Origin of the sequence: Labedella populi, from assembly GCF_004078655.1 — a bacterium.
Lineage (GTDB): Bacteria > Actinomycetota > Actinomycetes > Actinomycetales > Microbacteriaceae > Labedella > Labedella populi.
In genome coordinates, this window is record NZ_RZNC01000002.1 from 525,003 (window position 1) to 548,477 (window position 23,475).

A 23,475-nucleotide genomic window follows, 5' to 3' on the forward strand; every position below is an offset into this window, starting at 1 on the left:
CGCCGGAACGGGCGATGCGACCTCAGGCGCCGAGGGCGCGGAGCGAGGCCGTGATGTCTCCGACGGAACGGGCGACCTCGAGGAGCTGGGCCCCCGTGGTCTCCCGGCCCCACGTGAAGCGGACGGCGGAGCGGGCGGCGTCCTCGTCCAGCCCGATCGCGAGCAGCACGTGCGACGCCTCCGTGCTGCCGGCGGCACAGGCTGAGCCGCTCGAGGTGAGGATCCCGCGTCTCTCGAGGTCCAGAAGGACGGCCTCGCCGCCGAGCCCGTCGAAGACGAACGACGCATTTCCGGGAAGACGCTCGACCGGGTGGCCCGTGAGGCGCGCACCGGGGGAGGCAGAGAGCACGGCAGCGATGAAGGCGTCGCGGTCCGCGGCTCGGTCGCCGTCCGCCGCGCGCTCCGCCTCCGCGAGTTCGAGAGCGGTGGCGAGCGCGACGGCGCCGGCCACCGATTCGGTCCCAGAGCGGCGGCCGTTCTCCTGACCGCCTCCGTGGACGAGGGGTTCGAGCTCCAGCCGTCCGCGGAGGACGAGGGCTCCGACCCCCTTCGGCGCTCCGAGCTTGTGGCCCGAGAACGAGAGCGCATCGACGCCGAGTTCGCCGAGCCGTGTGTCGAGCTGTCCCACGGTCTGCACGGCGTCCGTGTGGACGAGGGCGCCCACCGCATGAGCGGCATCGGACAGCATCCCGATCGGCTGCACCGTGCCGATCTCGTTGTTCGCGTGCATGATGCTGACGAGTGTCGTATCGGCGCGCAGCGCCTCCTGAAGGGCGGCGACCGAGACCGACCCCTGAGTGTCCACGGGGAGGATCGACACGTCGAAGCCGTGGCGGCGGTGAAGGTAGTCGGCTGAGCGGAGAACCGCCTCGTGCTCGGTCGTGCTGACGACGAGGTGCCGCCCGCGTGGGTTCGCGAGCGCAAGCCCCTTCACCGCGAGGTTGTCCGCCTCGGTCCCACTCGACGTGAACACCACGCCGCTCGCCCGCACGTCGAAGGCACGGGCCACGGCGCGGCGGGCCGCCGCGAGCGCCGTCGAGGCTGACTCGCCGACCGCGTGAACGCTCGAGGGGTTCCCGAACTCCGTTGTGAGGAACGGCCACATGGCCTCGAGCACCTCGCGGCGGACGGGAGTCGACGCGGCCGCGTCGAGGTAGATCACCGCCGCCCGCCGGTGTCGGCGTTCGTGTTGATCGTCACGTCGAGACCCAGATCGAGTGCTCGAGCGCTGTGCGTCAGCGCCCCCACCGAGATGACGTCGACTCCGGTCTCAGCGATCGCGCGGACGGTGTCGAGGGAGACCGTCCCGCTCGCCTCGACGACGGCCCGTCCCGCGATGAGCGCGACACCCGCGCGGAGGTCCTCGAGAGCGAAGTTGTCGAGCATGATCGTGTCCGCTCCGCCCGCGACGACCGCGTCGATCTGGTCGAGACGGTCGACCTCCACCTCGATGTGCGTCGTATGGGGCAGGCGTGAGCGAAGCCCCCGCAGGGCGTCGACGACGGGGGTGCCCGATGCGGTGACGACGGCGAGGTGGTTGTCCTTCACCATGACGGCGTCCGAGAGGGAGTGGCGGTGGTTGTGACCCCCGCCGCACACGACGGCGTGCTTCTCGAACGACCGGAGCCCCGGCGTCGTCTTGCGGGTGTCGACGACACGGGCGCCGGTCCCTGCGACGGCCTCGACGAAGCGAGCGGTGAGCGTCGCCGTGCCGCACAGCCGCTGCACGAAGTTCAAGGCGACGCGCTCCGCCTGGAGCACCGAACGCGCCGAGCCGTGCACGCGTGCGAGGACGTCCCCCGCGGCGAAGGTCGAGCCGTCAGGGGCACGGTCGGTGACGACGACGTCGGGGTCGAGCTGCCGGAAGGCGGACGCGAACACCTCGGCGCCGCTGAAGACCCCAGCCTCCCGAGCGACGAGAGCCGCATCCGCCTGCGCGTCCGGGCGGAAGAGCGCCTCCGACGTGAGGTCGCCCCACGGCGCATCCTCGGCGAGCGCCGCTCGAACGGCGGCCTCGATCTCGAACCTCGTCAACATGCGATGGCGTCCTCTGTGTCTGTGTCTCTCGCTGTCTCTCTTGTGTCTGTCTCTCCTGTGTCTGTCTCTCTTGTGTCTCTCTCTCTGGGGCGAGTGGCCGGGCGAGAGCGGTCGTCGTCGTGGTCGACCAGCGCGTCGTGGCCCCCCGCCACCCGGAGGTACGACGGTGCGGTCAGAGCAGGATCGGTCGCCGGGAAGTCGACTCGGGAGTGCGCTCCGCGGGACTCGCGCCGGTCCAGCGCGGCGTGAGCGACGAGCCATGCGAGCAGGAGATCGTCGGGGTGCGCAGCGCCCGCGCGCGCGAGCGCGTCGAGTCGGCCGACCGCGCGCTCCAGTCCCACCGCGGACCGCGACAGACCGACCTCCTCCCAGAGGAGGTCCGCGACCCGATGTGAACCACCGCGCTCGAACGCCGTCGGCGTCACGAGCGATGACGACATCGGAGCGAACGTGCGACCGGTCGGAACGCGGAGGCTCCGGTCGTACAACTGTGGGTTGCCGAGCGCCGTGGCCGCTCGTGCCCCGAACACCGCACCCTCGATGAGCGAGTTGGAGGCGAGCCGATTGGCGCCGTGGACGCCCGTACGGGCCACCTCTCCCACCGCCAGGAGCCCGGGTACCGTCGTCAGACCGTGCAGATCCGTCGCGATACCACCCATCGTGTAGTGGGCCGCGGGAGTGACGGGCACCGGCTCGCGCGTCCAGTCGATACCCGCCGCGCGCAACCGCGCCGCGATCCCGGGGAAACGGGCGTCGAGTCGAGGGCCGTCGAGGGCCGTCGCGTCGAGGAACACCGGGCGGCCTCCCTGTCGCGCCATCGCGTCGGCGATGCCGCGCGCCACGACGTCCCGGGGCGCGAGCTCGGCGGCGGCATGCACGCGGAGCAGGAAGCGCTCGCCGCTGCCGTCCCGGAGCACCGCACCCTCACCTCTGACGGCTTCGGAGATGAGGAAACCGCCTGAACCGGCGAGCACCGTCGGATGGAACTGGACGAACTCCAGGTCCGCCACGGCGGCCCCGGCCCACGCCGCGAGGGCCAGCCCGGCCCCGGTCGCGGAGGGCGGGTTCGACGTGTGCGCGTAGAGCCCGGCGAAGCCGCCCGTCGCGAGCACGACGGCATCGGCCGCGAGGACGGACGGACCATCGAAACCCTCGAGACGGACTCCGGAGACGATGCCGTCCGTGAGCAGGAGGGCTGTCGCACGGGTGTGCTCGAGAACCCGGTCGACTCGTTCCCTGGCGGCCGATGCGAGAGTCGCCTCGATTGCCGCCCCCGTCGCGTCACCGCCAGCATGCAGGATGCGCGCGGCCGAGTGAGCGGCCTCGAGGGCGAGCGCAAGAGCGCCGTCGACACGGTCGAACGGAACGCCGAGGGCGACGAGCTCGCGGAGCCTGCCCGGTGCCTCCGTCGCGAGGACACGGACGGCCTCCGGATCGCACAGCCCCGCGCCCGCCGCGATCGTGTCCTCGACGTGCGCGGCGACACTGTCTCCCGTGCCGAGAACGCCCGCGATCCCACCTTGGGCGTAGCGGGTGTTCGAATCCTCGAGGCACCCGCTCGTGACGAGCACCACGTCGTGGCTCCGGGAGGCGCGAAGCGCGGTCGTGAGCCCGGCGATGCCGGAACCCACGACGACGACGGAGCGTCGGACAGATCTCGCCACGTCACATCGCCGGAACGGGCGGGCGAGCGGCGAGCATCCGCTCGAGGGCGACGCGTGCCGGCACGGCCACGTCGTCGCCGACGGTGATGCGATTGACGACGCGACCGGCCACGAGCTCGTCGAGGACCCACGCGAGGTAGCCGGGGTGGATGCGATACATCGTCGAGCACGGGCAGATGACGTCGTCGAGGCAGAAGATCGTGTGTTGCGGGTACTGGGCCGCGAGCCTTTGCACGAGGTTGATCTCGGTCCCGATCGCGAAGGTCGAGCCGGAGGGGGCTGCGGCGATCGCCTTCGCGATGACGTCGGTCGAGCCGCTCTCGTCGGCGGCGTCGACGACGGGCATCGGGCACTCGGGGTGGACGATCACACGAACGCCCGGGTGGGCGGCGCGGGCGCGGTCGATCTGGTCGACCGTGAACCGCCGGTGCACCGAGCAGAAGCCATGCCAGAGGATCACCCGGGACTCCTCGAGGCTCTGCTCGTCGTTTCCCCCGAGGGCTCGGTGCGGGTTCCACAGCGGCATCGCCTCGACGGGCACGCCCATGGCCTTCGCCGTGTTGCGACCGAGGTGCTGGTCGGGGAAGAAGAGGACACGCTGTCCCCGCTCGAAGGCCCACTCGAGGACCGTCCGCGCGTTCGAGGAGGTGCAGACGATGCCGCCGTTGCGTCCGCAGAATCCCTTGAGAGCGGCTGACGAGTTCATGTACGTCACGGGGATCACGGGGACCCGACCGTCCGCGTCCGGCTCCGTTCCGTAGAGCTCCGTCAGCTGCTCCCAGCACTCCTCGACCTGGTCGATGTCGGCCATGTCCGCCATCGAGCATCCCGCAGCGAGGTTCGGCAGGATCACGGCCTGGTCCGGCGCCGAGAGCAGATCCGCCGTCTCGGCCATGAAGTGCACTCCGCAGAAGACGATCGCCTCCGCCTCGCTGCGCGCCTTCGCTGCGTTCGCGAGCTGGAACGAGTCACCCACGTAATCGGCGTACTGGACCACCTCGTCGCGCTGATAGAAGTGCCCGAGGATCACGAGCCGGTCCCCGAGGGCCTGCTTCGCCTCGCGGATGCGGCGGTCCAGCTCGGCGGCATCGGCGGTGCGGTAGACCTCCGGTAGTGCTCCCTGGCGGGGTGAGCCCGTGGGGATGACGTCGCCGAGCGACGCTCCCGGTCCGTAGCCCGGCGGTCGAGCGTCGAACGTCCAGGGAGCCGTGGCGAGCTCAGGGCTGCACGTGTCGCCGGTCGTCGCACCGGTCGTGATGTCGCGGATAGTCAGGTCCACGGAGGCCGTGATGGTCATGCGGAGGTCTCCTTTATCGGGGAGGAGGACGGGGTCGAGGAGGAGTAGCGGTAGAGCCGGGCCGGTCGGTGCGCACCCGTGCGGCGTGTCTCGCCGGTCGCCTCGATCTGGCCGTGCGAATCGATCTGGCGGCGGAAGTTCGCGGGATCGAGCCGGCGCTGAAGGATCGCCTCGTGAACCGTGCGCAGCTCGGTGAGGGTGAAGGTCTCGCCGAGAAGCGCTCGGGCGATGTCGCTGTACTCGACCTTCGTGCGGAGCCGTTCGAGGGCGTAATCGACGATCGCGTTGTGGTCGAAGGCGAGCCGGGGGAGACGGTCCGCGGGGAACCAGCGCACGTTCTGACCGATGAGGGCGCGGCGGGCCTCGGTGGAGTCGACGAGGGCCCAGTAGACGACCGAGACCACCCGATCGCCCGGGGAACGGTCGACGTCGCCGAACGCGTAGAGCTGCTCGAGGTACCGGGGCGCGAGTCCCGTGGTCTCGGCGAGTGAGCGCCGCGCCGCGTCGGCGAGGCTCTCCTGCGCGCCGAGCGGACCGCCCGGGAGCGCCCAGGCCCCGTCGAAGGGATCGCGGATCCGCCGGACGAGGGGGAGCCAGATCGCCGGGTCGCCGCTTTCCGCACCGATTCCATCGTCGGAGCGGAGGGCGAGGATCACCGTGGATACCGCGAGCGTGACCGAGACGTCGGCATGTGGTGCTCCGGCCATGAGGCGCTCCTTCTGGTTGACACGACTCTAACAGGGAGATCCAGGTTAAGGTACAACCGACTATAAGAACGGCTCGTTTCGGAATCGAGGCCCACGGCCCTCGCCCCGCTATGCTGGCGGGACAACCGAACATCGGGCCGCACACGCGATGCGGGAGAGCCGGTACGCCGGCACCGAAGGAGCAAGCCTCCCCGCCAATCTCTCAGGTTTCGTACCGCATCGAACTGGCCACTCTGGAAAGTGGACGACGCTCCGATCATCGGTTGCGCACGCCCCGCCGACGGTGAAAGTCCCGCGTTCGCGCGGTGCGAAACTCTCAGGCCCATGACAGAGGGGGAGTTCCCGACAACGCGCGTCGCGCCGTCGTCGAGGGGGTGGTCGTCGGCAGCGTCGGCGGGCCTCCGCGACGATCGATCAAGGAGAACTCGTGCCCGATCTTCCCCGCTCCAGTCCGCTCGGCGACATCCACGTCGCCCTCGGCGCGGCCTTCACCGACTTCGCCGGCTGGTCGATGCCCGTGAAGTACTCGAGCGATCTCGCCGAACATCATGCCATCCGGAACGCCGCCGGAATCTTCGACATCTCCCACATGGGCGAGATCGCCGTGCGCGGTCTGCGGGCCGGCGAATTCCTCGACGCGACGCTCGCCGGTCGTCTCTCGGCTCTCGACCTCATGCAGGCGAAGTACACGTTGCTGCTGAACGAGCGGGGCGGCGTCGTCGACGACCTCATCGTCTACCGCAATGGCGAGGCCGAGTACCTCGTGGTCGCGAACGCCTCGAATCGTGACGTCGTTGCGGAGGTGCTGCGGGCCGGTGCGGTCCCGTTCGATGTCTCCGTCACGGACGTGAGCGACGGCATCGCCCTCATCGCCGTGCAGGGGCCTCGCGCCCAGGAGATCCTCGAGAGGACGGCGGGGCTCGAGATCGTCGCAGGACAGGCGTCGCTCGCCGAGGTCCGGTACTACCGGGCGACCGCGGCGACCTTCGCGGAGCGCAACGTCTTCATCGGCCGCACCGGCTACACGGGAGAAGACGGCTTCGAGCTCTACGCCGACGTCCGCGACGCCGCAGCGCTGTGGTCGGCTCTCACGGTCGCCGGTGCGCCGCTCGGCCTCGTCCCCGCGGGGCTCGCATGCCGTGACACCCTCCGCCTCGAGGCCGGGATGCCGCTGTACGGACACGAGCTCGGTGCCGATCTCCTTCCCGTGCAAGCGGGCCTCGGCCGAGTGGTCGCCCTGACGAAGGACACCGACTTCCCGGGCCGAGCCGCCGTCGAAGCCGGTGCTCCCGCCGGTTCTCGCGTGCTCGTCGGACTCGTCGCCGAGGGTCGCCGCGCCGGCCGCGCCGGCTACGCCGTCCTCTCCGCCGACGGCGAGCCGGTCGGCGAGATCACGAGCGGTGCCCTCTCGCCGACCCTCGGGCACCCCATCGCCCTCGCGTACGTCGACCCGGACTCCTCCACGGTCGGCACGTCCCTCGCCATCGACGTCCGTGGCTCGCGCATCCCCGCGACCGTCACGACCCCGCCCTTCTACTCGAGAAAGAAGTGACCATGACCGACCTCACGACCCTCCACTACACGACCGAACACGAGTGGATCGCCGTCGACGGCGATGTCGCGACCGTCGGGATCACCGACTTCGCGGCCGACAAGCTCGGAGACGTCGTCTTCGTCGAACTGCCCGAGGTCGGGGGATCCGTCACCGGCGGCACCGTCGTCGGTGAGATCGAGTCGACCAAGTCCGTCGGCGAGCTCTACGCCCCCGTCGACGGCGAGGTCGTCGAGACGAACCAGACCGTCGTCGACGACCCGTCGCTCGTCAACAGCGATCCCTTCGGCGAGGGCTGGCTCGTGAAGGTTCGCTTCACCGCGCTGCCGGACGGCCTGCTCGACCGCGACGCCTACACGACCCTGGTCGGCGAGTGATGGCGGAGCGCTTCTCCGACCGGCACATCGGCACGACGGCGGCGACGCAGCAGGTGATGCTCGACGCCGTCGGATACGGCAGTGTCGACGAGCTCATGGACGCCGCCGTGCCGGGGGCGATCCGTCTCACCGCCCTCGGCACCTCCGTGATCCCCGAGCCGGCCGACGAGCGCGGAGCCCTCGCCGAACTGCGCGGTCTCGCGGCCCGCAACGCGGTCAACCGCTCGCTCATCGGCCTCGGCTACTCCGGCACGATCACGCCCGCCGTCATCACGAGGAACGTCCTCGAGAATCCGTCGTGGTACACGGCGTACACGCCGTATCAGCCCGAGATCTCGCAGGGGCGCCTCGAGGCCCTCATCAACTTCCAGACGATGGTGACGGACCTCACCGGCCTGCACACCGCGAACGCGTCGATGCTCGACGAGGGCACCGCCGTCGTCGAGGGAATGCTGCTCGCGCGACGCGCATCGAAGTCGGCGTCGCCCGTCTTCCTCATGGACTCCGACGCGCTGCCGCAGACGAAGGCGCTGCTGCTCGGGCGCGCCGAGCCCGTCGGCATCGAGATCGTGGAGGTCGACCTCGCGGCCGCCGATGAGCTGCCCGAGGCCTTCGGTGCATTCGTGCAGTACCCGGGAGCGTCCGGGCGGCTGTGGGATCCGAGCGACGTCGTCGAGCGGGTCCACGGGATGGGCGGCCTCGCGGTCGTCGCGGCTGACCTGCTCGCCCTCGCGCTCGTCCGCTCGCCCGGTGAGTTCGGGGCGGACATCGCCGTCGGCACGACGCAGCGCTTCGGCGTCCCGCTCGGCTTCGGCGGTCCCCACGCCGGCTATCTCGCGGTCCGCTCGGGTCTCGAGCGCCAGATGCCGGGCCGACTCGTCGGCGTGAGCCAGGACGCAGCCGGTCACCCGGCCTATCGCTTGACGCTCCAGACGCGTGAGCAGCACATCCGTCGCGAGAAGGCGACGTCGAACATCTGCACGGCGCAGGTCCTCCTCGCCGTGATGGCCTCGATGTACGCCGTCTACCACGGCCCCGAGGGGATCCGCCGGATCGCGCACGAGGTCGCGGATCGCGCGGCCTCTCTCGTCGACGCGCTCGAGAGCGCGGGTGTCGACGTCGTCTCGAGCGACGTCTTCGACACCGTGAGGGCCGTCGTCCCCGGCCGCGCCGCCGACGTCGTGCGCTCGGCGCACGAGCAGGGCCTCCTCCTCTGGCAGGTCGACGCGGACACGGTCCAGGTCGCCGTGGACGAGACCACGGAACACGCCGACCTCGAGGTCGTCGTCTCGCTCCTCGGAGGGACATCCCTTCCCGCGGAGCCGACGACACGTATTCCCGCGAGCCTCGAGCGCACGAGCGACTACCTCACGCACGAGGTGTTCAACGCGCACCGTTCCGAGACGGCGATGATGCGCTACCTCAAGACCCTCGCCGACCGCGACTACGCGCTCGACCGCGGCATGATCCCCCTCGGCTCCTGCACGATGAAGCTCAACGCGGCGACCGAGATGGAGGCCGTCACCTGGCCGGAGTTCGCCGCGCTCCACCCGTTCGCGCCCGAGGGAGATGTGGACGGCTCGCTCGAACTCATCGCGCAGCTCGAGCGGTGGATGGCCGAGGTGACGGGGTACGACTCGGTCTCGCTGCAGCCGAACGCCGGGAGCCAGGGCGAGCTCGCGGGGCTCCTCGCGATCCGCGGCTACCACCGCTCGCGCGGGGACGACGCTCGAACGGTGTGCCTCATCCCGCAGAGCGCCCACGGCACCAATGCGGCCTCGGCCGTCCTCGCGGGCATGAAAGTCGTCGTCGTCGCATGCGACGAGCTCGGCAACGTCGACCTCGACGACTTGCGTGCGAAGATCGCGCAGCACGCCGAGTCGCTCGCGGCGCTCATGATCACGTACCCGTCGACGCACGGCGTCTACGAGCACGAGGTCCGCGCGATCACCGACGCCGTGCACGAGGCCGGCGGCCAGGTCTACGTGGACGGGGCGAACCTCAACGCCCTCCTCGGCTACGCCCGGTTCGGCGACTTCGGCGGCGACGTCTCACACCTCAACCTGCACAAGACGTTCTGCATCCCGCACGGCGGTGGCGGACCGGGAGTCGGTCCCGTCGCCGCGAAGGCGCACCTCGCGCCCTTCCTGCCCGGCCACCCCATGGCGCAGCGCGCGGAGCACGACGGTCACGAGCACGGGGGCGTTCCCGTCTCGGCCGCACCGTACGGCAGCGCGAGCATTCTCCCGATCTCGTGGGCGTACGTCCGCATGATGGGCTCGGAGGGGCTGCGCGCAGCGACGGGGGCTGCCGTCCTCTCCGCGAACTACATCGCGGCGCGTCTGCGGGACCACTTCCCGGTGCTGTACACGGGCGACGCCGGGCTCGTCGCGCACGAGTGCATCCTCGACCTCCGGCCGCTCCGCGAGGCGACGGGGGTCACGGTCGACGACGTCGCGAAGCGACTCATCGACTACGGCTTCCACGCGCCGACGATGTCCTTCCCGGTCGCCGGCACGCTCATGGTCGAGCCGACCGAGAGCGAGGACCTCGCCGAGATCGACCGATTCGTCGACGCGATGATCGCGATCAAGGCCGAAGCCGACGCCGTCGGAGCGGGGGAGTGGCCGCGCGACGACAACCCCCTCGTGAACGCCCCGCACACGGCGGAGAGCGTCATCGACGATGGCTGGGAGCACGCCTACTCACGCGAGAAGGCCGTGTACCCGGTGCGGAGTCTCGTGCGCTCGAAGTACTGGCCTCCCGTGCGCCGCATCGACCAGGCGTTCGGCGACCGCAACCTCGTGTGCTCGTGCCCGCCTCCCGAGGCGTTCGCCTGAGCAGCGATCGGGTGATCGAGTGAGACGCCGCCCGTCCGTCCTGCGAGGGCCGCGTGGGCGGCGGCGTCCTCTCACGCGGTCTCACGCCGCGAAGACGTCGGGCCAGAGCGAGACGGCGAGCGGGTAGCCCACGAACGAGACGATGTCGAGTAGTGCGTGCGCGACGATGAGCGGCATGACGCGTCCCCAGCGGAGGTAGCACCACCCGAAGACGAGACCCATCACGATGTTCCCGACGAAGGGCCCGTATCCCTGATACAGGTGGTAAGTCCCGCGGAGGAGGGCGGCCGCGCCGATGATGAGCCACGGCGACCATGCGAGCTCCTTCAGTCGCGTGAAGAGGTAGCCGATCACGATGACCTCCTCGACGAGGGCGGCGCGGAGGGCGGAGAAGACGAGCATCGGGACCGTCCACCAGTACGTGTCGAGCGACGAGGCCTCGACCGCCAGATTGATGCCGATGAGGCGGCTCACGGCGAAGAACACGATTCCCGGGACGCCGATCGCGAGGAACAGCCCGACGCCGCCCAGGGCATCGGCGCCCGGGCGACGGAGATCGAGGCCGATCCGGTCGAAGGCGGTCCGTGTCGGCAGCCACAACAGGAAGAGCGCGAGCGCGACGGGCACGAGATCGAAGAAGTGTGAGAGGAACTGGTAGGTGAAGTCGAGCCACTCGCGCTCGCTCCGGGCGGGGTTCACCGAGGTGCTCTGATCGGCGAGGGCGACGGGGGCGGTGGCCGCCGCGATGATCGCGACGAAAGAGTAGACCGCCGAGGCGCCGAGTGAGAGGCCGAGGACGATGACGATCTCCCAGCGGATGCGCATTCGGCTCATACGTCCATCCTCGTGTACGTAAGCGCATACGTCCTGGACCGCTGTCATGCGCCGAACGGGGCGATTCGGACCCGTCCACTGCACGCTTCGCGACGCCACGCACCAATCCTGCACGAAAATGCGATCAAACACACGAAAGCGTCGGAACACTGCAACGATCGTGAAAACTGATTACCGCTGTGTAACGGTTCGCCCCGTCGGTTTGGTGTGCCGGGAGATGGCTCCTAGGGTTCTCTGTATTCCCGTGTTCGCGTGCGCCCAGTTCCAGCGCGCCCGCGGACCGACTAACCAGGAGGAATCTTGAGAATCAATCGCAAGGCCGCGAGTGTCTTCGCCGTGATCGGGGCCGGTGCGCTGGCCCTGACCGGCTGCACATCCGGCGGAGAAGGCGGCGAGGGTGGCAGCGGCGGAGACTCCGCGATCATCAGCACCAACGGCAACGAGCCCCAGAACCCGCTGATCCCCACCAACACCACCGAGGTCGGCGGCGGCAAGATCGTCACCTCGATCTTCGCCGGACTCGTTTCCTACACGGCCGAGGGCGAGATCGAGAACGAGGTCGCCGAGTCCATCGAGTCCGAGGACTCGCAGAACTGGACCGTCACGCTCGAGGACGGATGGGAGTTCACCGACGGCACACCCGTCACCGCCTCCTCGTTCGTCGACGCCTGGAACTGGGGCGCCAACCCGGTGAACGCGCAGGGTGCCGCATACTTCTTCGACAACATCGAGGGCTACACGCCGGCTCCGACCGAAGAGGGTGCTGAGCTGCCCGACGCTCCCGAGATGAGCGGCCTCGTCGTCGAAGACGACCTCACCTTCACGGTCGCGCTCACCGCTCCGGAGGCCGACTGGCCCCTCCGCCTCGGATACAGCGCGTACAGCCCGCTCCCCGAGGTGGCCTTCGAGGACATGGAGGCGTTCGGCGAGAACCCGGTCGGTAACGGTCCCTACATGCTCGACGGAGAAGGCGCCTGGGAGCACGACGTCGCCATCGACCTCGTGACGAACCCCGACTACGACGGTGTCCGCAAGCCCGTCAACGACGGCCTCCGCATCGTGTTCTACGCGACGCAGGACGCGGCGTACGCCGATGTCCAGGGCGGCAACCTCGACGTGCTCGACGCCGTCCCCGACAGCGCGTTCGAGACGTACGAGGACGAGTTCGGTGACCGTGCGGTCAACCAGCCCGCGGCGATCTTCCAGGGCGTCAACATCCCCCAGTACCTCGAGCACTGGACGGGTGAGGAAGGCAAGCTGCGTCGCGCCGCCATCTCGATGGCGATCAACCGCGACGAGGTCACGGAGATCATCTTCCAGGGCACGCGTACGCCGGCCACGGACTTCACGTCGCCGGTCATCGACGGATACTCGGACGACCTCGAGGGCGCTGAGGTTCTCGAGTACAACCCCGACGAGGCCAAGCGCCTCTGGGCTGAGGCGGACGCGATCGCCCCGTACGGCGACACCGTGTTCGACATCAGCTACAACGCCGACGGCGGCCACCAGGCCTGGGTCGATGCGACCACGCAGAGCATCGCCAACACGCTCGGCATCAACGCCCAGGGCAAGGCCTACCCGACGTTCGCCGAGGCCCTCGGCGACCGCGAGAACCAGGCCCTGACCGGTGCGACGCGCGCCGGCTGGCAGGCGGACTACCCGTCGCTGTACAACTTCCTCGCGCCGAACTACCTCACGGGTGCCGGCTCGAACTACGAGGGCTACAGCAGCGAGGAGTTCGACAGCCTCATCCGCGAGGGAAGCACCGCTCCGACCGTGGAAGAGGCGACCGAACTCTACCAGCAGGCGCAGGAGGTGCTGCTCGAGGATCTGCCCACGATCCCGCTGTGGTACTCGAACGTCAACGGTGTCTCCGCTGAGACCGTCGACAACGTCGTGTTCGGCTGGGACTCGGTTCCGCTGTACCACCAGATCACCAAGGGCTGATCCAGGGCGTACCCTGTATTAGTCGTACTCCCGGTGTCCGGGGCGCACCAGCGCCCCGGACACCCTGGTGAGTAGGCTCCTTCCATCTCATGATTGCGATCCTTATGCTTCCGATTTCTGGCGTGGGCATCTGATGCTCTGGTACGTCGGTCGACGACTCCTCCAACTGATCCCCGTGTTCTTCGGGGCGACGTTCCTCATCTACTTCATGGTCTTCTCGCTCCCGGGCGACCCCATCGCTGCGCTCTTCGGCGACCGCCCGCCGTCGCAAGCGGTCATCCTCGCCCTGCGCGAGCAGTACCACCTCGACGAGCCCTTCATCGTTCAGTACCTCTACTACGTCGGAGGCATCCTCACCGGCGATCTCGGAACGACCTACTCGGGACGACCGGTCGGCGACCTCCTCGCGTCGGCGTTCCCGATCACGTTCCGCCTCGCGATGCTCGCCCTCGCCTTCGAAGCGGTCGCCGGTATCCTCGTCGGACTCATCGCCGGTCTCCGCAAGGGCAAGCTCTTCGACGCGAGCGCGCTCGTCGTGAGCCTCCTGCTCATCTCGGTACCCACGTTCGTACTCGGTTTCGTCTTCCAGTACGTCTTCGCGATCCAGCTCGGCTGGTTCCGGACCACGGTCGGTCCGGGGGCGCCGCTCCAGGACCTGATCCTCCCGGCACTCGTGCTCGCGTCCGTCTCGTTCGCCTACATCGTCCGCCTCACGCGAGGAAGCGTCTCGGACAACGTCAGTGCGGACTTCGTCCGCACTGCGACGGCGAAGGGCCTGTCGCGACCGCGCGTCGTGCGCGTGCACATCCTGCGCAACTCGATGATCCCCGTCATCACGTTCCTCGGTGTCGACATCGGCTCGCTCATGGTCGGGGCGATCGTGACCGAGGGCATCTTCAACATCAACGGCGTCGGCGGGACCGTCTACAAGGCCGTCCAGCTCGGCGAGGGCCCGACGGTCGTCTCCTTCGTGGCGGTCATGGTCATCGTCTACATGCTCGCCAACCTGCTCGTGGACCTGCTCTACGCAGTCCTGGACCCGAGGATCCGTTATGCCAAGTAATGCCACTCAGGGCGACGGCCACTTCGTCGCCGACGTCGAGGAGACGCCCGTCGGTGCCGTCGACTCGTTCGACGAGTCCTCGAAGGTCCGGACGACGTGGTCGGACGCGTGGGAGTCGATGCGATCGCGCCCGATGTTCTGGATCTCCGCCGTGCTGATCCTGTTCGTCGTGATCGTCGCCGCGTTCCCGCAGCTCTTCTCCCAGACCGATCCTGCTCGCGGCTGCCTCCTGCCCGACAGCAACGGTGCCCCAGAAGCCGGGCATCCGTTCGGCTTCACCCGACAGGGCTGTGACGTCTACGCCCGCGTCATCTTCGGTGCTCGGGCGTCGCTCACGGTCGGTCTCCTCGCGACGATCCTCGTGACCGTCGTCGGAACCGTACTGGGTGCGATCGCCGGCTACTACGGCGGCTGGTTCGACTCCATCCTGTCGCGCGTCGGCGACATCTTCTTCGCGATCCCCACCGTGCTCGGTGCGATCGTCCTCATGTCGGTGCTTCCCACGCGCGACCCGCTGACGGTCGCCCTCGTGCTCTCGCTCTTCGCCTGGCCGCAGATCGCGCGAATCATGCGCGGCGCCGTGCTGTCGGCGAAGAACGCCGACTACGTTCAGGCGTCGACGGCGCTCGGCGTCTCGAGGCTCCAGATCCTCATCCGTCACGTCGTGCCCAACGCGATCAATCCCGTCATCGTGGTCGCGACCACGTCGCTCGGCACGCTCATCGTGGCCGAGGCCACGCTGTCGTTCCTCGGGATCGGCCTGCCGACATCGATCATGTCGTGGGGAAACGACATCGGACAGGCCCGCACCTCCGTGCAGACCGCTCCGATGGTGCTCTTCTATCCCGCCGCCGCGCTCTCGGTCACGGTCCTCTCCTTCCTTCTCATGGGAGATGTCGTCCGGGATGCGCTCGACCCGAAGGCGAGGGCCCGCCGATGACCGGCCAGACGACCGTTTCCGCTGCGACGTCCGCGACCGATGCCGCGTCCGCACCTCTCCTCGAGATCAGGGATCTCGAGGTCGGCTTCACCACTCAGCGCGGTTTCGTGCCGGCCGTCCGCGGGGTCAATCTCACACTCGGCCAGGGCGAGACCCTCGCGATCGTCGGCGAGTCCGGCTCCGGGAAGTCGACGACCGCGCAAGCGATCATCGATCTCCTCCCGGGCACCGGACGCGTCACGGCAGGACAGATCCTCTTCGAGGGCAAGGACCTGACGACCGTCTCCGCGCGTCAGATGCAGGATGTCCGTGGACGGCTCATCGGCTACGTGCCGCAGGACCCGATGTCGAACCTCAACCCGGTGTGGAACATCGGATTCCAGGTCGAGGAGGCCATCAAGGCCAACGGCGTCGCTCAGGGCCGCGACGCCCGCAAGCGCACGATCGAGGTGCTCAAGGAGGCCGGACTCGCCGACGCGGGGGACCGACTCAAGCAGTACCCGCACCAGTTCTCGGGGGGCATGCGCCAGCGCGTGCTCATCGGGATCGGCTTGTCGTCGCGACCGAAGCTCCTGATCGCGGACGAACCGACCTCGGCACTCGATGTGACGGTCCAACGCACGATCCTCGACCACCTCGAGACGCTCACTCGTGACTACGGGACGTCGGTGCTCTTCATCACGCACGACCTCGGCCTCGCCGTCGAGCGTGCCGAGCACTTGGTCGTCATGTACAAGGGCAAGGTCGTCGAGGCCGGACGGTCGACGGACATCCTGGCCAATCCGCTGCACCCCTACACGCAGAAGCTCGTCTCCGCGGCGCCGAGCCTCGCATCCCGCCGTATCCAGTCGGAGCGTCGACCGGAGACGACCGAGCACATGGACATCGCATCGATCGGAGCGCGCGACGCGCACCTGATCGAGCGAGCCGATGAGCGCGAGGCCGTGACGACCCCCGACATCATCACGGTCGAGAACGCATCGAAGGTGTACCAGATCCGCCAGGGCGGCTTCAAGACGAAGGAGCTCAAGGCCGTCGACGACGTGTCCTTCTCGATCCCCCGCGGGACCACGACGGCGATCGTGGGGGAGTCCGGCTCGGGGAAGTCGACGGCGGCGAAGCTCGTCCTGAAGCTCGAGGAGATGACGTCCGGCTCCATCCGCTTCGACGGCACGGAAATCGGCTCCCTCTCGGGCAAGGACCTGTTGTCGTTCCGCCGTCGGGTCCAGCCGGTGTTCCAGGACCCGTACGGCTCACTCGACCCCCTCTACAGCGTGGGTCGCACGATCGAGGAGCCGCTCGTCACTCACGGAGTCGGGGACAAGGCGTCACGACGTGCGCGCGTGCTCGAACTGCTCGAGCAGGTGGCGCTTCCGGCGTCGACGATCAACCGGTACCCGAACGAGTTGTCCGGCGGTCAGCGGCAGCGCATCGCGGTGGCGCGAGCGCTCGCGCTCAAGCCCGACGTGATCGTGCTCGACGAGGCGGTCTCTGCGCTCGACGTGCTCGTGCAGGGCCAGATCCTCGACCTCCTCACGGACCTGCAGTCCGAACTCGGATTGACGTATCTCTTCATCACTCACGACCTCGCGGTCGTGCGACTTATCGCCGACAACGTGTGCGTGATGCAAAAGGGCCGTATCGTAGAGGCTGCGACGACTGATGAGGTGTTCGACAACCCGCAGCAGGAGTACACCCGCAAGCTCCTCGAAGCCATCCCGGGTGCCAACTTCCACTTCGGCCGTTAGCAGCCGTCTTTCCCGTCGCCACCGTGGGCACGCCTCGCAGTGGCGACGGGTTTCCGCGCGGTCAACGCGCCTGAACCAGGGATAACAACTATGGCAATCGCCACCCGAAACGACCTCCGCAATGTGGCCATCGTCGCACACGTCGACCACGGCAAGACGACCCTCGTCGACGCCATGCTCCGGCAGACGAACTCGTTCGCGGAGCACGCCCACCTCGAGGACCGCGCGATGGACTCGAACGAGCTCGAGCGTGAGAAGGGCATCACGATCCTCGCCAAGAACACGGCGATCTCGTACAACGGTGCTCACGCGACCGACGGCCCCATCACGATCAACGTCATCGACACGCCCGGCCACGCCGACTTCGGCGGAGAGGTCGAGCGCGGTCTGTCCATGGTCGACGGCGTCGTGCTCCTCGTCGATGCGAGCGAGGGGCCGCTGCCGCAGACCCGCTTCGTGCTCCGCAAGGCCCTCGAGGCCAAGCTCCCCGTCATCCTGCTCGTCAACAAGACCGACCGTCCCGACGCGCGCATCGACGAGGTCGTCGCGGAGAGCCAGGACCTGCTCATCGGTCTCGCCTCCGACCTCTCGGAGGACGTGCCGGACCTCGACCTCGACGCCGTCCTCGACGTGCCCGTCGTCTATGCGTCCGGCAAGGCCGGTCGCGCGTCGACCACGAAGCCCGACAACGGAGCACTGCCGGACACGGAAGACCTCGAGCCGCTCTTCGACGCGATCCTCACCCACATCCCGGCACCGACGTACGACGACGAGCACCCCCTCCAGGCCCACGTCACGAACCTCGACTCCTCGCCGTTCCTCGGTCGTCTCGCCCTCCTGCGTGTCTTCAACGGCACGCTCAAGAAGGGCCAGACGGTCGCATGGGTCCGCCACGACGGCGACGTGCACAACGTCCGTGTGACGGAACTCATGATCACGAAGGCTCTCGACCGCTACCCGGCCGAGAGCGCCGGCCCCGGTGACATCGTCGCCGTCGCGGGCTTCGCCGACATCATGATCGGTGACACGCTCGCCGACCCCGACGACGTGCGCCCGCTTCCCGGCATCACGGTCGACGACCCCGCGATCTCGATGACCATCGGCACGAACACCTCGCCTCTCGTCGGAAAGGTGAAGGGCCACAAGCTCACGGCGCGGATGGTGAAGGACCGTCTCGACCGCGAGCTCATCGGCAACGTCTCGCTCAAGGTGCTCGACATCGGACGCCCCGACGCGTGGGAGGTGCAGGGTCGAGGCGAGCTCGCCCTCGCCATCCTCGTCGAGCAGATGCGTCGTGAGGGCTACGAACTCACCGTCGGCAAGCCGCAGGTGGTCACGAAGCGGATCGACGGCAAGGTCCACGAGCCGTACGAGCACCTCACGATCGACGTCCCCGAGGAGCACCTCGGCGCGATCACGCAGCTGCTCGCAGCCCGCAAGGGACGCATGGAGAACATGTCGAACCACGGCACCGGCTGGGTCCGGATGGAGTTCATCGTGCCGTCGCGCGGTCTCATCGGGTTCCGTACGGAGTTCCTCACGATCACCCGTGGAACGGGCATCGCGAACGCGATCTCGCACGGCTACGGCGAGTGGGCCGGCCAGATCGTCACACGCCAGAACGGTTCGATCGTGGCCGACCGCTCGGGCGTCGTCACGCCCTTCGCGATCATCGCCCTGCAGGAGCGCATGACGTTCTTCGTGAACCCGACCGAAGAGGTCTACGAGGGCATGGTCATCGGCGAGAACTCGCGCGCCGACGACATGGACGTGAACATCACGAAGGAGAAGAAGCTGACCAACATGCGTCAGTCGACCTCCGATACGTTCGAGTCGATGACGCCGTCACGGCAGCTCACGCTCGAGGAGAGCCTCGAGTTCGCCCGCGAGGACGAGTGCGTCGAGGTCACGCCCGAGATGGTGCGCATCCGCAAGGTCGAGCTCGACCAGAATGCACGCGCCCGTCAGACGTCGCGTCTCAAGAAGCAGTCGGAGTAAGCGGGCGGGGGCGGATGCTCGCCCCTGTCGGTCGATGTGCTCGAAGCCCCCTCGGATCATCGAGGGGGCTTCGTCGTCTCAGGATCCGAAGAGTCCTTCGCCGACGAATCCGCCTTCCCGAGCGCCGGGAGGCACGGCGAAGACGGCGGAGCCCACGTGCTTCAGATACTCGGCGAGGGCATCCGTCGCGATCGCGTTCTGGACCGTGACGAAGGCGTCGACGGAGCGCTGGAAGCTGATGAAGAACAGCCCGGCGTCGAGGGTTCCGAGCGGGTCGCTGCCGTCGACGTAGTTGTACCCCCGACGGAGGAGCCGGACGCCGCCCACGTTGCTCGGGTGGGCACGACGGACGTGCGACGTCGGATCGATGAGCGGTTCACCCGTCGCGCCCTCGGCGTCGAAGACCGGCTCGCTGAACTCCGATCCTCCCGAGAGCGGAGCGCCCTCACCCTTCGACCGCCCGATCACGCGCTCCTGCTCGACGCGCTGCTGACGGTCCCACACCTCGATGACCATCCGGATCTTGCGCGTCACGAGGTAGCTGCCGCCTCGCATCCAGGCGACGTCGTCGTGCGCCGCCCACACCCACTCGTCGACGGCGGCGCGGTCCTCGAGCTTGAGGTTCGCGGTGCCGTCCTTGAACCCGAACAGGTTCCGAGGCGTCGTCTGCGCGGTCGAGGTCGACGAGGTGCGCCCGAACCCGAGCTGAGACCACGATATCGACGCTCGACCGAAGGCGATCCTGCTGAGGTTGCGGATCGCATGCACGGCGACCTGCGGGTCGTCGGCGCACGCCTGTATGCAGAGGTCACCACCGCTCCACTCGGGGCGCAGGGCGTCGCCGGCGAATCGCGGCAGTTGCGCGAGTCCGGGCGGCCGGCGAACGGCGATCCCGAATCGATCGGCACCGTCGGCGTCCTCGAAGAGGCCGGGGCCGAAGCCGAATGTCAGGGTGAGGCCGCTCGCGGGCAGCTCGAGCGCCTCGCCCGTGTCGTCGGGCGGAGCGACGTCGGGTCCGCCGAGCGCGCCCTCCTCGGAGACGTCGAGGCCGGCCGTCAATCGTGCGGCCGCGACGGTCCAGTCCGACAGCAGTTCGATGAGTCCGACGCGGTCGAGAGACGGTGACACGGTGAAGGCGGCGAAATGCAGCCGGTCCTGCGCCGGGGTCGTGATGCCCGACTGGTGCTCACCGTAGAACGGGTACGTCGTGGTGCCGACCGGCCCGGCGCCGGACAGCGCCGGGAGTCCCGTCGTGAGAGCGGCTCCGCCGGCCGCCCCCGCCGCCAGACCGGCGGCCCCCGCGGAGACGAGGCCGAGGAGGCCCCGCCGGGACACGCCTCGTCCGGACCGCGGGGGCTCCTCGTTCCCAGCCCTCTTGACCGCATCGGGCGATTGATCGCTCGTCACGACACCCCGAGGACGGTGCTCGTGAGCCGCGAGAGCGGCTCGGCGAGTGCGTTGACGGCGTCGGACAACTCCTTCTTGTCCGCGTCATCGACCTCGCCGTAGGCGACGAAGCCGTTCTCGATGCTGCCGTACTCCGCGAGGAGGGTCTCGAGGGAGGTGAACCGAGCGGTGATGTCGTCGACGAGGGCCTCACCGTCCTCGCCCTGGGCGATCGCGATGTCCTCGACGTTGCCGAAGGCGACCTTGGCGCCCTGGACGTTCGCAGCGAAGTCCATGAGGTCGGTGCCGGACCACCAGTCCTCCTCACCGGTGATCTTTCCCGAGGCGACCTCGTCGAGGAGTGCGATGGCGCCGTTGCTGATGTCGCCGAGCGTGACGGTGAAGGAGTCATCGGTGACGAGTTCGTGCAGTTCGGCGACGTCGGCGACGAGGCCGTCGGCGAAGGCCGCACGCTCCGCCGGGCTCGAGGGAGCCCAGTCGAGTGCGGCGTCGCTGCCGTCCGAGTTGAGCGCACCCGGTGCCGGAGGCCAGAGGTCCTTCTCGATGCGGTGGAAGCCCGTCCAGTCGAGACCGTCGGCGACGGCGTCGACCTCGCGGAAGTCGATCTTGGGGTCGAGGTCGCCGAAGGCCTCGGCGGTCGGTTCGACGCGCTCATAGAACACGCGCGTCGAGGCGAAGAGCGACCGCGCGGTGTCGTCATCGCCCGCGCGGTAGGCGTCGGCGAACGCCTGCACCGCCGGGATGAGCTCACCGACCTGCGACCGGATGTAGGCGACGTAGTTCGTGACGGCGGCGGCGGCGAGTTCCTGCTCGTCGGCGCTGATCGCGGCGGACTCGCCGCTCACCGTGAACGCCGCGAGTCCGATCGGGGCTCCGACCTGCTGGAACTTGCAGGCCGTGAAGTACGTTCCCGCGGGGAGTTCCGCGACGTAGTCGATCGTCTGGCCGGGGACGACGTTCTCCTTCTCGCCGACGATGCGCAGCTTGTCCTCGGCGAGGATCTCGAACTCGTTGACGTCGGTGCCGTCGTTCGTGAGGCTGAAGGTGACGGCACCCGCCGCGGCGGAGTCGGCCGAGACGACGCACGCGTCGTCCGTGATCCGCACCGTGAGGGCGGCGGCGTCCCCCGTCGGCGTGTTGGGGACGCAACCGGTCAGGGCGACGGCCATGAGGCCGGCACCTCCGATCACCGTGAGAAGGCGTCGAGGCATGGGGAACTCCTGTCGGATGAGGGGGAGGAGGGGAGGAGGTAATAAGGTCTGGACGCTCGACGAGCTGAGGCCTCAAGCGGGTGAGCGGACGGTACCCGAGGGTCCGGCACGGTCGGACGCCGGGAGGGTTCTGCCACGCGTAGTCCGCACGAGGAAGAGGGAGAGCACGACGACGAGGTAGGCGATCCACGCGGCCGACTGGGCCCACGTGGGCGTCGGAGTGAAGTTGAGGATCCCGGCGAGGAGGGCGCCGTACCAACTGCTCGGCGGCACGGCGGCGCTCACGTCGAACGCCGCGACGCCCCATCCGGGCAGGACAGCGGCCTCCTGGAGGTCGCCAATGCCGTAGACGAGGATGCCGGCGGCCACGACGATCAGGAAGACCCCCGTCCACCGGAAGAAGCGGGAGAGGTCGACGCGGACGAGCCCGCGATTGATCGCCCACGCGATGACGATGGCGAGCAGGATCCCCGCCGTCGCGGCGATCGTCGCCGCTGCCGCGTTCTGCGAGGAGGACGCCGACGCCCACAGGAGCAGGGCGGTCTCGATGCCCTCGCGCCCGACGCTCACAAAGCCGATGAGCACCACGGCGAGGCCCGAGGAGCCAATCGCCGCGTCGAGCGCCGACCGCAAGTCCCGCGCCATGTCGCGGGCATTCGCCGCCATCCAGAAGACCATCCAGGTGACGAGCGCCACGGCGAGGATCGAGAACGATCCGCCGAGGATCTCCTGCGCGCGGAACGACAGTCCGTACGGCCCCCACGTGAGGACGGCTCCGACGCCGAGCGACAGGACCACGGCGGCAGCCACACCCGTCCACAGCCGAGGGAGCACGTCGCGGCGGCCGATCCGGTCGACGTAGGCGACGAGCACGCCGACCACGAGTGCCGCTTCGAGGCCTTCTCGGAGACCGATCAGAAGACTGGCGAACACGGGAGCCTTTCGAGGATCCGGTCGAGGAGTCGGCCGGAGGGTGAGGAGTTGATGCGGAGGAAGCCGGAGGGGCTACTGAGGACAGGCTTGCCTAACCCGACTCCTCCGACGATAGTCATGGCTCGTCGTCGTGTCCAGATAGACTTGCCCGGTGATCGCGAACCAGGGTGACGGGCCCGCACCCGGTATCGCTTCCCGCATCGTGACCGTCGTCCTCGGGATCGTCGTGGGAGCCGTCTACGGTTCCGTGGGAACCGTCGCCCACCCCGTGACGGTGACCATCGGATCGATCGTCTTCCCGTACGGACTCGTCGTCGCCCTGGTCGGTGTCCTCGCGTTGTTCATCGGTTTCCGCCTCGTCGTGGGCGGGCGGCTCGCCGCCGTCGGAGCGGCCGTCGGCGTCGTCGGGATCGTGTCGTTGTTCTCACTCGAGAGCGCCGGGGGCTCGATCCTCATCCGCGAGGGACTCACGGGCGTGGTCTGGCTCGTGGGTCCGGCGTTGCTCGGTGCGCTCGTCATCTCGTGGCCGTCGCTCCCGACGCGCACGCGTAGACTGGAAGCTCCCGACGTGAAGGAGTCCCACACACCGTGACGTACGTGATCGCCCTTCCCTGCGTCGATGTGAAAGACCGCGCCTGCATCGACGAGTGCCCCGTCGACTGCATCTACGAGGGCGACCGGTCGCTCTACATCCACCCCGACGAATGCGTCGATTGTGGTGCATGCGAGCCGGTGTGCCCGGTCGAGGCGATCTACTACGAGGACGACCTGCCGGCGGAGTGGTCCGACTACTACACCGCGAACGTCGAGTTCTTCGAGGACATCGGGTCGCCGGGTGGTGCCGCCAAGGTCGGCGTGATCCACAAGGATCACCCCGTCATCGCCGCGCTGCCCTCGCAGTCGCACTGACGGTCGGCTCA

At 68.7% G+C, this 23,475-nt stretch carries 19 protein-coding genes and 2 riboswitches; of the genes, 10 read left to right on the forward strand and 9 right to left on the reverse strand.

Features of this window, described 5'->3' with window-relative positions:
• Positions 1-22: 22 nt before the first annotated feature.
• From ELQ92_RS08105 to ELQ92_RS08125, 5 genes are read right to left on the reverse strand one after another with little or no spacing between them, the layout of a single operon-like run.
• A complete protein-coding gene (locus ELQ92_RS08105; protein ID WP_128498465.1) occupies positions 23-1,162 on the reverse strand; it encodes a cysteine desulfurase family protein in 1,140 nt (379 codons plus the stop codon).
• The gene (gene nadC, locus ELQ92_RS08110) at positions 1,159-2,037 is read right to left on the reverse strand and encodes a carboxylating nicotinate-nucleotide diphosphorylase (protein WP_128498466.1); all 879 of its coding nucleotides are present in this window, start codon (positions 2,035-2,037) and stop codon (positions 1,159-1,161) included. The genes ELQ92_RS08105 and nadC overlap by 4 nt, the downstream gene beginning before the upstream one ends.
• The gene (gene nadB / locus ELQ92_RS08115; RefSeq protein WP_128498467.1) at positions 2,031-3,701 is read right to left on the reverse strand and encodes an L-aspartate oxidase; all 1,671 of its coding nucleotides are present in this window, start codon (positions 3,699-3,701) and stop codon (positions 2,031-2,033) included. Before nadB ends, nadC begins: the two co-directional genes overlap by 7 nt.
• Position 3,702: 1 nt before the next feature.
• On the reverse strand, positions 3,703-4,998 hold the full coding sequence (gene nadA / locus ELQ92_RS08120; protein ID WP_128498468.1) for a quinolinate synthase NadA: 1,296 nt from the start codon (positions 4,996-4,998) through the stop codon (positions 3,703-3,705).
• A complete protein-coding gene (locus ELQ92_RS08125) occupies positions 4,995-5,705 on the reverse strand; it encodes an NUDIX hydrolase (RefSeq protein ID WP_128498469.1) in 711 nt (236 codons plus the stop codon). The genes nadA and ELQ92_RS08125 overlap by 4 nt, the downstream gene beginning before the upstream one ends.
• A gap of 141 nt (positions 5,706-5,846) precedes the next feature.
• Positions 5,847-5,932: riboswitch (glycine riboswitch) on the forward strand.
• A 1-nt stretch (position 5,933) separates the two neighbouring features.
• Positions 5,934-6,043, forward strand: a riboswitch (glycine riboswitch).
• An 89-nt stretch (positions 6,044-6,132) separates the two neighbouring features.
• Between ELQ92_RS08125 and gcvT the strand changes: the two genes are divergently transcribed.
• Genes gcvT through gcvP form a run of 3 tightly spaced genes read left to right on the forward strand, consistent with a single transcriptional unit; the run spans position 6,133 to position 10,474 of the window.
• Complete coding sequence (gene gcvT / locus ELQ92_RS08130) at positions 6,133-7,257, forward strand: glycine cleavage system aminomethyltransferase GcvT (protein ID WP_128498470.1); 1,125 nt, start codon at positions 6,133-6,135, stop codon at positions 7,255-7,257.
• Positions 7,258-7,259: 2 nt separating this feature from the next.
• Positions 7,260-7,634: a glycine cleavage system protein GcvH gene (gene gcvH / locus ELQ92_RS08135; protein ID WP_128498471.1), complete on the forward strand. Its 375-nt coding sequence runs from the start codon at positions 7,260-7,262 to the stop codon at positions 7,632-7,634.
• The gene (gene gcvP / locus ELQ92_RS08140) at positions 7,634-10,474 is read left to right on the forward strand and encodes an aminomethyl-transferring glycine dehydrogenase (protein ID WP_128498472.1); all 2,841 of its coding nucleotides are present in this window, start codon (positions 7,634-7,636) and stop codon (positions 10,472-10,474) included. The genes gcvH and gcvP overlap by 1 nt, the downstream gene beginning before the upstream one ends.
• Positions 10,475-10,555: 81 nt before the next feature.
• Here gcvP and ELQ92_RS08145 read toward each other — a convergent pair whose 3' ends face one another.
• Positions 10,556-11,308 (reverse strand): CPBP family intramembrane glutamic endopeptidase, encoded by a 753-nt coding sequence (locus ELQ92_RS08145; protein ID WP_243694926.1) that lies wholly within the window; start codon positions 11,306-11,308, stop codon positions 10,556-10,558.
• 300 nt (positions 11,309-11,608) lie between these two features.
• On the opposite strand from ELQ92_RS08145, the gene ELQ92_RS08150 reads away from it, so the two are divergent.
• The 5 genes from ELQ92_RS08150 (at position 11,609) to typA (ending at position 19,004) form a co-directional block, all read left to right on the forward strand.
• The gene (locus ELQ92_RS08150; protein ID WP_128498474.1) at positions 11,609-13,255 is read left to right on the forward strand and encodes a peptide ABC transporter substrate-binding protein; all 1,647 of its coding nucleotides are present in this window, start codon (positions 11,609-11,611) and stop codon (positions 13,253-13,255) included.
• Positions 13,256-13,388: 133 nt separating this feature from the next.
• A complete protein-coding gene (locus ELQ92_RS08155) occupies positions 13,389-14,318 on the forward strand; it encodes an ABC transporter permease (RefSeq protein ID WP_128498475.1) in 930 nt (309 codons plus the stop codon).
• Positions 14,308-15,258, forward strand: coding sequence for an ABC transporter permease (locus tag ELQ92_RS08160; protein ID WP_128498476.1), 951 nt, complete (start codon positions 14,308-14,310; stop codon positions 15,256-15,258). The genes ELQ92_RS08155 and ELQ92_RS08160 overlap by 11 nt, the downstream gene beginning before the upstream one ends.
• Positions 15,255-17,006 (forward strand): dipeptide ABC transporter ATP-binding protein, encoded by a 1,752-nt coding sequence (locus ELQ92_RS08165; protein ID WP_128498477.1) that lies wholly within the window; start codon positions 15,255-15,257, stop codon positions 17,004-17,006. Before ELQ92_RS08160 ends, ELQ92_RS08165 begins: the two co-directional genes overlap by 4 nt.
• A 90-nt stretch (positions 17,007-17,096) precedes the next feature.
• Positions 17,097-19,004, forward strand: coding sequence for a translational GTPase TypA (gene typA, locus ELQ92_RS08170; RefSeq protein WP_128498478.1), 1,908 nt, complete (start codon positions 17,097-17,099; stop codon positions 19,002-19,004).
• A gap of 78 nt (positions 19,005-19,082) precedes the next feature.
• On the opposite strand, the gene efeB is transcribed toward typA, so the two are convergent.
• The 3 genes from efeB to efeU all read right to left on the reverse strand — a co-directional run bounded on the left by efeB (position 19,083) and on the right by efeU (position 22,555).
• Positions 19,083-20,411, reverse strand: a complete 1,329-nt coding sequence (efeB, locus tag ELQ92_RS08175) for an iron uptake transporter deferrochelatase/peroxidase subunit (protein WP_128498479.1) — start codon at positions 20,409-20,411, stop codon at positions 19,083-19,085.
• Entirely contained in the window at positions 20,408-21,622 is a 1,215-nt protein-coding gene (gene efeO / locus ELQ92_RS08180) for an iron uptake system protein EfeO (protein WP_128498480.1), read from the reverse strand. Before efeO ends, efeB begins: the two co-directional genes overlap by 4 nt.
• Positions 21,623-21,694: 72 nt before the next feature.
• Complete coding sequence (efeU, locus tag ELQ92_RS08185; RefSeq protein ID WP_128498481.1) at positions 21,695-22,555, reverse strand: iron uptake transporter permease EfeU; 861 nt, start codon at positions 22,553-22,555, stop codon at positions 21,695-21,697.
• A gap of 151 nt (positions 22,556-22,706) precedes the next feature.
• Here efeU and ELQ92_RS08190 point away from each other — a divergent pair, with 151 nt between their 5' ends.
• Complete coding sequence (locus ELQ92_RS08190) at positions 22,707-23,147, forward strand: hypothetical protein (protein WP_128498482.1); 441 nt, start codon at positions 22,707-22,709, stop codon at positions 23,145-23,147.
• A complete protein-coding gene (gene fdxA, locus ELQ92_RS08195) occupies positions 23,144-23,464 on the forward strand; it encodes a ferredoxin (RefSeq protein ID WP_128498483.1) in 321 nt (106 codons plus the stop codon). The genes ELQ92_RS08190 and fdxA overlap by 4 nt, the downstream gene beginning before the upstream one ends.
• The last annotated feature ends 11 nt before the right edge of the window (positions 23,465-23,475 follow it).

Bases quoted from the DNA above. Each gene is read 5' to 3' on its own strand.
- nadC (WP_128498466.1), bottom strand. From the start codon at position 2,037: ATGTTGACGAGGTTCGAGATCGAGGCCGCCGTTCGAGCGGCGCTCGCC.
- nadA (WP_128498468.1), bottom strand. From the start codon at position 4,998: ATGACCATCACGGCCTCCGTGGACCTGACTATCCGCGACATCACGACC.
- ELQ92_RS08125 (WP_128498469.1), bottom strand. From the start codon at position 5,705: ATGGCCGGAGCACCACATGCCGACGTCTCGGTCACGCTCGCGGTATCC.
- gcvH (WP_128498471.1), top strand. From the start codon at position 7,260: ATGACCGACCTCACGACCCTCCACTACACGACCGAACACGAGTGGATC.
- gcvP (WP_128498472.1), top strand. From the start codon at position 7,634: ATGGCGGAGCGCTTCTCCGACCGGCACATCGGCACGACGGCGGCGACG.
- ELQ92_RS08145 (WP_243694926.1), bottom strand. From the start codon at position 11,308: ATGAGCCGAATGCGCATCCGCTGGGAGATCGTCATCGTCCTCGGCCTC.
- ELQ92_RS08155 (WP_128498475.1), top strand. From the start codon at position 13,389: ATGCTCTGGTACGTCGGTCGACGACTCCTCCAACTGATCCCCGTGTTC.
- ELQ92_RS08160 (WP_128498476.1), top strand. From the start codon at position 14,308: ATGCCAAGTAATGCCACTCAGGGCGACGGCCACTTCGTCGCCGACGTC.
- ELQ92_RS08165 (WP_128498477.1), top strand. From the start codon at position 15,255: ATGACCGGCCAGACGACCGTTTCCGCTGCGACGTCCGCGACCGATGCC.
- typA (WP_128498478.1), top strand. From the start codon at position 17,097: ATGGCAATCGCCACCCGAAACGACCTCCGCAATGTGGCCATCGTCGCA.
- efeO (WP_128498480.1), bottom strand. From the start codon at position 21,622: ATGCCTCGACGCCTTCTCACGGTGATCGGAGGTGCCGGCCTCATGGCC.